The organism is Kitasatospora sp. NPDC127116, from assembly GCF_042677365.1.
Taxonomy (GTDB): Bacteria; Actinomycetota; Actinomycetes; order Streptomycetales; family Streptomycetaceae; genus Kitasatospora; species Kitasatospora lactacystinica.
On the sequence record NZ_JBHXTL010000117.1, the window covers coordinates 1 to 12,872 of the forward strand.

The following is a 12,872-nucleotide window of genomic DNA, read 5'->3' on the forward strand; positions in this document are numbered from 1 at the left end:
GACCGCAAAGCCCTACCCGCACCCGACACCGAACGCCCCGAACTCGACGAGCAGTACGTCCCCCCACACACCCCCGTGCAACAGGTCATCGCCCGAGCCTGGACCGACGTACTCGGCATCGACCGGATCGGCATCCACGACAACTTCTTCGAACTCGGCGGCGACTCGATCCTCACCATCCAGGTCATCTCCCGCGCCAAGCGCTACGGCCTGCACCTCACCCCGCCGATGCTGTTCCAGCACCCCACCGTCGAGGAACTGTCGGCGCACGCGCTTCCCGACACGGGCGTGACCTCCGCGGAGCGCACCGATGTGCCGGCGACGACGTACCAGCAGGCACTGCTCGACGCCGCGGACGACCCGGCCCGGGGCAGCACCGTCCGGCTGATCGCCACCCCCGCCCTCGACCCCGACCTACTGCGCCGGGCGCTCACGGCGGTGATCGGACACCACGACGCCCTGCGACTGCGCTTCGGGCCGGAAGCCGACGGCAGGCGCATGACGACAGCGGCCGAGGAGGCCGGCAAGCTGGCGTACCACGACCTGACGGACCGGACGGAGGATGACGGACGCGCGCAGATGGCGACAATCTGCCAGGCGCTGCGGGCCGGCCTCGATCCGTCCGGAGGGCCGCTGCTCCACGGTGCCGTCTTCGACATCGGTGAGAACCGGGCCCGGCACCTGCTGCTCGTCGCCCATCGGCTCGCCGTGGACGAGGAGTCCTGGCCGATCCTCCTCACGGACCTGGACCTCGCGTACCAGGCGCTCGCGGCGGGCAGGGACGTCGTCCTGCCCCTGAAGAGCACGCCTTTCACGGCCTGGGCCGCACACCTCGCGGACGGCACGAGGACCTACCGCTCCTCCCCCACGGCCCGCGTGATGGCACGGGTGGAGCGGTCGGAACCCGGATCGCTCACCGCCGGCAGCACCGACGAGCGGCGTGCCCGGCTTGCCGAACTGGCCCTGAACGCAGTGGAGTCGGCGGTAGGCGACTGGGCCGGGGGGCCGCACCGGGTCGAGCTCGCCGCGAGCGGCCGGGAACGCCCCTTCAACGGCATGGACCTCACCCGCACCGTCGGCTGCCTGCTCCGCCCGGCGGGCGACGGCGGCGACCGGCCGGCCGTGGTCCTGACCATCGCCGAACCGCCCGGCCCACCCCCCGCCGGACTGGGCGAGAACACCGAACTCCTCCTACCAGGCGGCGAGTTCGTCACAACGGTCGGCATGCGCTTCCACCCTGTGGAGGTGACCGCCGAGCTCCAGGACGGATCGCTGTCCTTCGAGCTCGCCTACGCGACCGACACGTACACCGAGGAATCGATCGAAGCACTCACCCGCAGCCTGCGGAGCCACGCGGCAGACAGGCTCAACGAGACCTCCGGCACGAGCCGGCCCTCCGTCTCGGCCAACAGCTTCCCGCACGCGGGACTCGATGAAGCGGGTCTGGCGTCAGTCCTTGAAAGGTTCTCCCGATGACCAACGTCGAAGACATCTACAAACTGACTCCGCTCCAGTCCGGGATGCTGTTCCACGTCCTGTACGACGCGTCCGGCGCGAACCCCTATGTCGCCCAGTCCGTCGACGACTTCGCCGGGCCGCTGGACCTGGCGCAGTTGCGCGAGGCGTGGCAGGCGGTCGTCGACCGGCACTCCGTGCTGCGCACCGCCTTCGTGTGGGAGGGCCTGGACGAGCCGCTGCAGGTGGTCCAGCGGCGGGTCGAGCTGCCCTTCGAGGTGCTCGACTGGCGGTCGTTCCCGGCCGATGAGCAGGAGCGCCGCCTCGGCGTCCTGCGGAGCGAGGAGTGGGTGCGCGGCTTCGACCTGGGCTCCGCACCGCTGCTGCGTCTGACGGTGGTCCGCCTCGCCGACGAGCGGACGACGGCCCTGTGGACCTTCCACCATCTCCTGCTCGACGGGTGGAGCACGCAGATGGTGCAGAAGGAGGTGTTCACCCTCTACCGCGCCGCCGTCGACGGAACAGCGGCCCGGCTCTCCGACCCCGTCCCCTACGCGCGCTACCTGGGCTGGCTGGGTGAGCAGTCCCGGGATCGTGCCGAGCGGTTCTGGCGGCGCTACCTGGACGGATTCGCCGAGCCCACGGCGCTGGGCATCGGCGGCGCCACCGGTGACAGCGGCTTCGGAGACGTCGACCTGAAGCTCGCCGGCGGTCCTGCGGCCCGGCTCGGCGCCTTCGCCCGGTCCAACCGGGTGACCGTCAACACGGTGGTGCAGGGCGCCTGGACGCTGCTGCTCTCCCGCTACGGCGGAGGCGATGACGTCGTCTACGGATCCACCGTCTCCGGGCGCCCCGCAGACCTTTCCGACGCGGAATCGATCGTGGGCCTGTTCATCAACACGCTGCCGGTCCGTGCCCGGGTGCGGCCCGAGCTCCCGGTGGCCGAGTGGCTTCGTGAACTCCAGGCCGAGCACGTCGAGTTGCGGCAGTACGAGTACACCTCGCTGGTGGACGCCCAGCGGTGGAGCGCCGTCCCCAAGGGCGAGCAGCTCTTCCGGTCGATCCTCGTCTTCGAGAACTACCCGAAGAGCTTCGGCGATTCGGACCTGCCCCAAGACCTCACCGTGCACCACCAGAAGGGGATGGCCCGCACGGGGTACCCCATCACCGTCGCGGTCAGCCACACCGACGAGGCGCTGCTCGCGGAGATCACCTACGACAAGGGCCTTTTCCGGCATGCGGAGGTCGAGCGTCTGGTCGGGCACTTCGTGGAGCTGCTGTCGTCGCTGGTGGCCGATCCGACGGCGCTGGTGGGCGATTTGGAGATGCTGAGCGCGGCGGAGCTGCGGGCCCTGTCGGCGGAGTGGAGTGGCGATGGGCCGCGGGTCGACGACGCGGCGACGCTGCACGGTCTGGTGGCGGAGCGGGCGCGGGAGTGTCCGGACGCGGTGGCCGTGGTCTTCGGCGAACAGTCCCTCACGTACGGTGAGTTGAACGCCCGGGCGAACCGTCTCGCCCATCACCTCACCGGGCGCGGGATCGCCGCCGGTGCTCTGGTGGGGGTGTGCCTGGAACGCGGACCCGACCTGGTGGTCGCCCTGCTCGGTGTGCTGAAGGCCGGCGGCGCGTACGTGCCGCTGGATCCCGAATACCCGGCGGACCGGCTGGCGTTCCTGGTGCAGGACACCTCCGCCCCGGTGGTCGTGACGCGGGCAGAACTGCTCGACCGCCTGCCGCAGGCCGGCTTCGTCCCCGTATGCGTCGACTCCGACCAGGAGCTGATCGCACAGGAGCCGGAAGGCGATCCTGTCTCGTCGGCGACGCCCGATGATCTCGCGTACGTCATCTACACCTCGGGCTCGACGGGTGTGCCCAAGGGTGTGCTGGTCGAGCACCGCAGTGTGGTGAACCGGCTGCGGGGCACGGACGGCGACTTCGGCTTCGGTCCCGAGGACGTGTGGACGCTGTTCCACTCCTTCGCCTTCGACTTCTCCGTCTGGGAGATCTGGGGCGCACTGACCTACGGCGGCCGCCTGGTCGTCGTCGACCAGGAGACCTCCCGCAACACCGCCGCCTTCGCCCGCCTGCTGGTCGACCAGAAGGTGACGGTGCTCAACCAGACACCCTCGGCCTTCGCCCTGCTCCAGCAGGAGACCGATCACGCCCTGGCCGCCCGCCTGTCCCTGCGGCTGGTCGTCTTCGGCGGCGAGGCACTGCACCCCGCACGCCTCGGACCGTGGTGGGAGGCCGTCGGCGACAACGGCCCGCGACTGGTCAACATGTACGGCATCACCGAAACGACGATCCACGTCACCGCCCGGGACATCACCCCGGCCGACACCGCCAACCCCGCCGTCTCCCCCATCGGCCGCCCCCTCCCCCACACCGGCGCACACGTCCTCGACCCGGCAGGACGCCCCGTCCCCACCGGCGTCGCCGGAGAACTCTGGGTCTCCGGCGCAGGCGTCGCCCGCGGCTACCTGAACCGCCCCGAGCTGACGGCCGAACGCTTCCTCGAACGCGACATCGCCGGCTCCGTGCACCGGCTCTACCGCTCCGGCGACCTCGTACGCCGCTCGGCGGACGGCGAACTCGAATACCTCGGACGCCTCGACGACCAGGTCAAGGTCCGCGGCTACCGCATCGAACTCGGCGAAATCGAGTCCGCACTCGCCCGCCACCCCGCCCTGAAGGCCGCCACCGTCCTCCTGCGCGAGGACACCCCCGGCGACCGCCGCCTCACCGCCTACACCGTCCCGGCCCCGGGCAACCCGGAACCGGGCGTCGCGGACCTGCGCGAATGGTGCGCCCGCACCCTGCCGACCCACATGGTCCCCAGCGCCTTCGTCCACCTGGACGAACTGCCGCTCACCGCCAACGGCAAGATCGACCGCAAGGCCCTGCCCGCCCCCGGCAACCACCGCCCACGGCTCGGCGCCGACTACACCGCACCGAACACCCCCGCCGAAGAAGCCATCACCCGCATCTGGGCCGAGGTCCTCCGCGTCGACCGCGTCGGCGTCCACGACAACTTCTTCGAACTCGGCGGCGACTCCATCCTCACCATCCAGGTGATCTCCCGCGCCAAGCGCTACGGCCTGCACCTCACCCCACGCATGATCTTCCAGCACCAGACCGTCGCCGAGATCGCCCGGCACGCCGAGGAGGGCGCCGTGGTCTGGGCCGAACAGGGGCCCGTGCAGGGAGAGGCGGCGCTGACCCCCATCCAGCACTGGTTCTTCGGCCTGGAGATGTCGAACAGGGCGCAGTTCAACCAGTCCCAGCTCCTGGAGACCGAGGGGCTCGACCTCGCGACCCTGGACGCGGCCCTGGCGCTGCTCGTGGAGCACCACGACGCGCTGCGGCTCAGGTTCGAGCACGGTTCCGACGGCTGGCGCCAGACCCACAGCCCCGACGAGCCGGCGCCGTGCACGGCGCACCACGACCTGTCCGGGCTGCCCGACGACGACATGTGGGCCCGGATGCGGGCCGCTGCCGACGAGGTGCAGCAGGGCATGGACCTCGCGTCGGGCCCGCTGCTGCGCGCGGCACTGTTCGACCTCGGCGCCGGGCGGGGCCAGCGGCTCCTGCTCGCCGTCCACCACCTTGCCGTCGACGGCGTCTCCTGGCGGATCCTGCTCCAGGACCTGGCCGACACCTACCAGTCCCTCGCGGTGGGAGAGCGCCCCGTACTGCCCCTGAAGACCACCTCGTACCAGGCGTGGTCCGCCCGGCTTCAGCACTACGCGACCACGCCCGCGGCGACCGACGAACTCGACTACTGGACCCGGCCGCACACCTCCGGGCCGATCCCGCGGGACCTGCCCGGCGACAACTCCACCGCGTCGTACGACGCGGTGACGGTCACCCTGGGCGGTGAGGAGACCGCGGCGCTGCTGCGCGACGTTCCCCGCACCTTCGACGTCCGGATCAACGACGTGCTGCTGACCGCCGTCGCGCAGGCCGTCACGGCGTGGACCGGCGGGTCGAGCACGCTCCTCGCACTGGAGGGGCACGGCCGGGAGGACCTGTTCGAGGACGTGGACCTGTCCCGCACCGTGGGCTGGTTCACCAGCATCTTCCCGGTCGAACTGCGTCTCGCAGCCGGCCGCGGCCCGGCGGAGTGCCTGGTGGACGTCGGCGCTCAGCTGGCAGCGGTGCCCCACAACGGCGTCGGGTACGGAATTCTGCGCCACCTGGGAACGGACGAGACGCGGCACAGCCTGCGCGACGCGGCCCGGCCCGAGATCAGCTTCAACTACCTCGGGCAGTTCGACGGCGACGTTCCGGGCCTCGGCCGGCCGGCCGACGCCGGGGAGCCTCACGGCGGGTCCGTGGACCCGGACGGACAACGCGCCCATGTGATCGACATCGCCGCGAGTGTCCAGGGCGACCGCATGTCGCTGAGCGTCTCGTACAGCAGGAACATCCACGAGAGGCAGACGGCCGAGAAGCTCGTCGAAGGCGTGACCGCTGCCCTGAGGTCGCTGGTGCGGGCCCAGCAGGAGCGCGCGGCCGCCGGGGACACCCGGGACACCGAGCCCCCGACGTACGACCTGAGTCCCATGCAGACCGGCATGCTCTTCCAGTCCTTGGCCCACACGGCCGAGGCGGCGGAAGTCCGGCCCTACGTCGTTCAGTTCGTGGACGAGTTCACCGGGCCGCTCGACGTCGCACGCTTCCGCAGCGGCTGGCAGCAGGTCGTGGACCGGCACGCCATCCTGCGCAGCTCCTTCGCCGTCGACGGCGAGAGCGGCGCCCGCCAGACGGTCCACGCCCGCGCCGGGATCGGCTTCGACGAGGTCGACTGGCGTGACGCCGGCGCCGACGCGCAGCGCGAGCGCCTGGAGCGGCTCCTCGCCGAGGACCGGCGCCGCGGCTTCGACCTGGAGCGGCCGCCGCTGATGCGCTTCACCCTGGTGCGGACCGGTGCCGACCGGACGATCGTGATCTGGTCGTTCCACCACCTGCTGCTCGACGGGTGGAGCGCCCAGCTGGTCCAGCAGGAGTTCTACACGCGCTACCGCGCGGCTCTGTCGGGAACCGCCCCCGCGCTGCCCGAGCCCGTGCCGTACGCGCGCTACATCGAGTGGATCGCGGAGCGCTCGCAGTCCGAGGCCGAGGCGTTCTGGCGTCGCGCCCTGGACGGCCTCACCGGACCCAGCCCGCTCGGTGTCGACCGTGAGACCGGCGAAACCGGCTTCGGCGACACGGAGTTCGCGGTCGACAGCGAACTCTCGGCCCGCGTGGGCGAGTTCGCCAAGGCCCACCGGATCACCGTCAACACGATCATCCAGGGTGTGTGGACCCTGCTCCTGTCCCGCTACAGCGGCAGCGAGGACGTCCTCTACGGCTCCACGGTCTCCGGGCGCCCGGCCGACCTGCCGGACGTCGAGTCGATGGTCGGCCTCTTCATCAACACCCTTCCCGTCCGCGCCTCCGTCCCCCGTGACGCGCGGCTCGTCGACTGGCTCCGCACCCTGCAGGACGGGCACGTCGAGCTCCGCCAGTACGAGTACAGCTCGCTCGCCGACATCCAGCGGTGGAGCGGGATACCCGGCTCCCTGTTCCGCTCGATCCTCATCTTCGAGAACTACCCGGAGCTGCTGAGCGGCGACGACCTCCCGCAGGGGCTCAGCAGGCGCCGCCTCCAGTACGTCGAGCGCACCGGCTACCCCCTGGTCCTCGGAGCCGCCTACTCGGACAGCCGTCTCTACCTCCACCTCGTCCACGACCGCAGCATGATCGACGACGCCGCCGCGAAGCGCATGGCGGGACACCTGGAGCAGTTGCTCGCCACCATCCTCACCAGTGCCCCGGAGAGCACCCTCGGCGCCGTCGACCTGCTCACCGAGGCGGACCGGTCGCAACTCGCCCGGTGGGACGGCCCGGACCTCCCCCATGCCGACCACGTCCCGGTTCACGCACTCATCGAGACCCAGGCGCGGGAGAGGCCCGACGCGATCGCCGTGGAGTTCGGCGACGACACCCTCACCTACCGCGAGCTCAACGAGAGGGCGAACCAACTGGCCCACCACCTGCGGACCTTGGGGATCGGGCCGGAGACGATGGTCGGTCTGTGCCTGGAGCGCGGGCTCGACATGATCGTCACGGTGCTCGGCATCCTGAAGTCCGGCGGTGCCTATGTGCCGCTGGACACGCAGTACCCGGCCGAGCGCCTCGCCTTCATGATCGAGGACACGGCCCTGCCGGTGGTCGTCACCCAGCAGCACCTGGTCGGGCGGCTGCCCGGCTCGGTGGGCACCCTCTGCCTGGACCGCGGAGCCGACGCGGCGCTGCTCGACGCCGCCCCGGTGGACGATCCCGCACCGCTCGCGGGCCCGGACGACCTCGCGTACGTGATCTACACGTCCGGCTCCACCGGCCGGCCCAAGGGGGTCATGATCGAGCACCGGTCGATGAGCGACCGGGTCCAGGAGATGCGCCGCCAGTACGGGCTCACCCCGGACGACGCCTACCTGCAGTTCTCCTCGGTGACCTTCGACGGATCCGTCGGGGAGATCTTCCCGACGCTGATCGCCGGTGCCCGCCTCGTCCCCAGGGGCGACGACTGGACCCCCGTGGAGGTACTGGAGACCATCCGGACGAAGGACATCACCGTCTGCCAGCTGCCGCCCTTCGTATGGAACGAGCTGATCTCGCACCTGGCGGAGGGAACCCGGCCCGGGCCACGCCTTCGGCTGATGAGCATGGGCGGCGAGCGGGTCCACGCGAGCTCCGTGGAACGCTGGTTCCGGCGCACCTCCGTACCGCTGTTCAACATCTACGGGCCGACGGAGACCACGGTCAACATGACCACGTGCCTGCTCACCGGGCCCGTGTCCGTCGTCCCGATCGGCGCACCGGTGGCGAACACCGACGTCCTGGTGGTCGACGGCACGGGCCGCCCGGCCCCGATCGGCGCTCCGGGCGAGCTCTGGATCGGCGGCAAGGGCGTCGCCCGCGGGTACCTCAACCGGCCCGAGCTGACCGCCGAACGCTTCGTCCGCGACCCCCGCCCCGGGGGTACTGCGGGGCGGATGTACCGGACCGGAGACCTGGTGCGCTGGATGCCCGACGGGCAGCTCGACTTCCTCGGCCGCATCGACGACCAGGTCAAACTCCGCGGCTTCCGAATCGAGTTGGGGGAGATCGAGTCGACGCTCAGCGCCCACCCCCGGCTCACCGCCGGCGTGGTGCTGCTGCGCGAGGACGAGCCGGGCGCGCGGCGCCTCGTGGCCTACTGCCTGGCCGCGGACGGCGACCGCCCCGCGGTGTCCGACCTGCGGGAGTGGTGCGCGCGCCGGCTGCCCGACTTCATGATCCCCTCGGTGTTCACCTTCCTGGACGTGCTGCCCGTCATGGCCAACGGCAAGGGGGTGGACCGGAAGCAGCTCCCCGCTCCTGAGGCGGACCGGGAAGAGGCCGGCACTCGGTACGTGGCGCCCTCGACGCCGACCGAGGCGTTCCTGGCCGACATCTGGTGCGAGGTCCTGAAGGTCGACCGGGTCAGCGCGGACGCCAATTTCTTCGAACTGGGCGGCGACTCCTTCCTCGGCATGAAGGTCATCGCCAAGGCGCGGAGCCGCGGTGTGCGGATCACACCGAGGCTGCTCTTCCAGAACCCGACGATCACGGACCTGTCCGCACGCGCGACGACCACGCGGGCGACGACCACGCGGGCTGCGGCCGTCGGCACCCCCGCGCCGGACGGCGGCGCCCGGGTGTCCACCGTGACGCTGAACCGCAGCACGTCGCCGCGGACGCTGTTCGCCTTCCACGAGGGCGGCGGCAACGTCAGCGGATACGTCCACCTCGCCGAGGCGCTGGCCCCGACCGTCCGGGTGATCGGCATCGAGGCCCGCAGCGTGGCCTTCGACCTGCCGCCGGAGTCCGACGTGGCGGCGATGGCCCGTGGCTACTGGGAGACGATCCGGGCTCTGCAGCCCGAGGGGCCCTACCTGCTGGCCGGATACTCCTTCGGCGGCGCCCTGGCCATCGAGGTCACCCGGCTGATCGAGGAGTCCGGCGGCGAAGTCGCCCTGCTGGTGGCCCTCGACGCCTGCCTGCCGGTCAGCAGCGCCATGGACCTGGTCGCGCGCGACCATGCCGCCACCGCGGATCTGCTCGGCCGGCTGACCGACGCGGCGCCGGGCGACCCGGCCCGGTCCGAGGCCGTCGCCGAGCTGATGCTGGAGCTCAACCTTCCCGCGGACATGCTCGCGCTGCGCCGCGGCGAACTCCTCGCCCACCTCAGGACGATGGAGGCCCACACCCGGGCGCTCCTCCACTACCGGCCGCCGGCGGTCTCCTGCCCGGTGCTGCTCTACCAGGCGGAGAGTTCCCCCTGGTCGCTGTCCATCGCCGACAGCTGGTCACCCTTCGTGGCCGAACTCGATGCGCGGCCCACGCCGGGGGACCATCTGACCTTCCTGCGCGCGGCTCATGCGGGCGTGCTGGCCGGCGAAATCTCCAAGGCGATCGAGCAGTGCACCGCGAGCGGCGTCGAGTAGCGGCTCGTTTCACAGTTCTCTCCGTACGGACAGGAGTTCATTCATGCCGTCCCACCCGCCGTCCTCGGGCGATGTACGCGCGCTCTACGAGGAGTTCCCCTACCCGCTGCCGAATTCCGACACCGAGCCCATCTACGACGTCGCGATGGGTCTCGACCTGGTCCTTCCGTCCCTGGACGGTTGCCAGGTGCTGGACGCCGGATGCGGCACCGGGCACCGTCTGATCGGTCTCGCCCTGCAGTATCCGGACACCGAATTCCTCGGCGTCGACTTCAGTGAGCATTCACTGTCGGTGGCCCGGGGGTTGGCAAGGAATCACGACTGTGACAACGTTGACTTCCGGCATGCCGAGATCGGCGGCCGGCACTTGGGGCGCCATTTCGACCTCATCACCAGCACTGGGGTCATTCACCACCTGGCGGACCCCGCGGGTGGTGTGAATTGGCTGCAGCAGCACCTCAAAGACGATGGAATAGCCTACACTTGGTACTATCATCCGTACGGTGAGTTCGACCGCCTGCTGAATCGCCGGCTCGTCCACGTGCTGATGGAAAACTCCTCCGCGGACATCTCGAAGACGGTTCTCGCGGACCTGGGGCTCGCCCTTTCGGTCGAACAGTACGGCACGCGCACGTCCTTCGCGGAGGTCTCGGCGGCCACCCAACTCGCCGCCGACGCCGACGCCTACCTCCATCCGATCGTCAACGCGTACCGCTTCCAGGAAGCCGCGGACTTCTTCCGCGACGGCACGGACTGGACCGTCGTGCACGGAATCAACTGGGACGGCGGCTCCGGCCTCATCGACTCGGAGCACTGGGCCGAGGAAGAGTTCGGCACCCTCACGAGCAGTGACCTGTTCGCGAGTACCCGGCTGCAGGAGATCTTCGCCGGCATGAGCCCCGAGGATCGGCTCCACTGCGTCGAACTCAAGCTGCGTCCGACCGGTTTCACCCTGCTGTCCGGGAACGAGGCCGGCCTCGCCCGGTGCACGGAGCAGACCCGAGCCAACGCCCGCAACGCCAACTTGCTTCGCACTCATGTCAGTTAGGAACAAGCGACCATGATCACAGCTGGCCTCAAGCTCACGCACAGCGGCGGACTGGCCCTCCTTGAGGACGACAGGCTCGTCTTCAACATCGAGGTGCAGAAGCTGGCGAACAACGCCCGCTACAGCCCCGTCGCCGATCTCCGGCTGATTCCCGAGATCCTCGCCGAACACGGCTTCAAGGTGTCCGACGTCGACAACTGGGCCCTCGACGGCTGGGACGGCGCGGACTTCGGCCGGCTCTCCGTTCTCGACCACGGCACACCGCTCGAACTCAAGGTCGCGCCCTACCGCGAGAACGACACCATCAACAGCCTGGTCCGCCCCGGAGTCACCGGCGAACTCCCCATCGGTGGCCACATGGTGAAGTACAACAGCTACGTCCACATGTCGAGCCACTTCGCCGCGGCCTACTGTCCGAGCCCCTTCGCCGCCCGCGGGGAGGACTCCTTCGTCCTGGTGTGGGACGGGGGCTGTTTCCCGCGGCTCTACTTCGTGGACGCGTCGAGCGGCACCGTCGAGAACGGCGGCGAGGTCTTCCCGCTGATCGGCCACTCGTACGCCATGGCCGCACAGTACTTCGGGCCGTGGGCCCGCCGGGCGGGCGACCGTTCGCGGGTCGTCGACGACCTCTCCGTCGCCGGGAAGCTGATGGCGTACATCGCCCTCGGCCGGCCGAAGGACGCCGTGCAGGAGGCCCTGCGCGACGCCTTCCACCGGAACTTCGAGGCGCCGACCGGGTCCGTCGCCGAGTACCGCCGCGCCGTGATCGGCTGCGGCAGCAACGGCGAGCCCTCGCACCGCTACACCCACGCCTACCTCGGCGACGCCGCCGAGCACATCGCCGCACTCGGCGTCCCGGACGAGGACGTCCTCGCCAGCATGCACCAGTTCATGGAGGACCTCCTCGTCGAGCGGATCGTCGAGAAGATCACGCGCTGGAAGGGCGAAGGTCCCTGGAACCTCGCCTTCGCCGGCGGGTGCGCGCTCAACATCAAGTGGAACAGCGCCCTGCGCGCCCACCCGCTCTTCAACGACGTCTGGGTGCCGCCGTTCCCCGACGACTCCGGCTCCGCCATCGGCACGGCGTGCGCCGAGTACGCGCACGGCAAGGGCGTCTCGGCCGTCCAGTGGCACCAGCGCCTGGGGCCGGACCTGGTCTCGACGCCCCGCACCCCGGCCGGCTGGACGGAGCGGGCCTGCACGCCCGCGGAGGTCGCCAGGATCCTGCACGAGAGCGGCAAGCCCCTGGTGTTCCTGCGCGGCCGCGCGGAACTGGGCCCCCGCGCGCTCGGTGCGCGCAGCATCCTCGCGCCGGCCAACGACCCGGCGATGAAGGACCTGCTCAACGAGCTCAAGAACCGCGAGCACTACCGGCCGGTGGCTCCCATCTGCCTCACGGAGCACGCCCCCGAGATCTTCGACCCGGGCACCCCGGACCCGTACATGCTCTTCGACCACGACGTGCGCCCCGACTGGCTGGACCGCGTACCCGCCATCACCCACCTCGACGGCACCGCGCGCCTGCAGACCGTCAGCGACCAGGACGACCCGGTGCTCGCCGAGATCCTGCGCGCGTACCACGAGTTGAGCGGCATCCCGGTGCTGTGCAACACCAGCGCCAACCTCAACGGCCACGGCTTCTTCCCGGACGCGGCGTCCGCGATGGCATGGGGCCGCACCGAGCACGTCTGGGCCGACGGGGTGCTCTACAGCAGGGCCTGACGGGGAGCTCCCGACGGGAGTTCGACCCGCCCGCGGGGGGGCCCGGGGCGGGGCCCGGGCCCCCCGCCCCCCCCCCCCCCCGGGCCACACCTCGTCCCGGAAGGGATTGGAGGCCGGGGGGGGGGGGTAAGGGC

4 protein-coding genes are annotated in these 12,872 nt (G+C 70.7%); all 4 read left to right on the forward strand.

Annotation, left to right across the window (positions count from 1 at the left end; translation table 11 throughout):
* Positions 1-1,476 (forward strand): condensation domain-containing protein (locus ACFVHV_RS33805; protein ID WP_380356376.1); only part of this gene is annotated, 1,476 nt, incomplete at its 5' end.
* A complete protein-coding gene (locus ACFVHV_RS33810; protein ID WP_380356378.1) occupies positions 1,473-9,968 on the forward strand; it encodes an amino acid adenylation domain-containing protein in 8,496 nt (2,831 codons plus the stop codon). The genes ACFVHV_RS33805 and ACFVHV_RS33810, both read left to right, overlap by 4 nt.
* Before the next feature lie 43 nt (positions 9,969-10,011).
* Positions 10,012-11,016 (forward strand): methyltransferase domain-containing protein, encoded by a 1,005-nt coding sequence (locus tag ACFVHV_RS33815; protein ID WP_359897286.1) that lies wholly within the window; start codon positions 10,012-10,014, stop codon positions 11,014-11,016.
* A gap of 12 nt (positions 11,017-11,028) precedes the next feature.
* Positions 11,029-12,738, forward strand: coding sequence for a carbamoyltransferase N-terminal domain-containing protein (locus ACFVHV_RS33820; protein ID WP_359897285.1), 1,710 nt, complete (start codon positions 11,029-11,031; stop codon positions 12,736-12,738).
* The last annotated feature ends 134 nt before the right edge of the window (positions 12,739-12,872 follow it).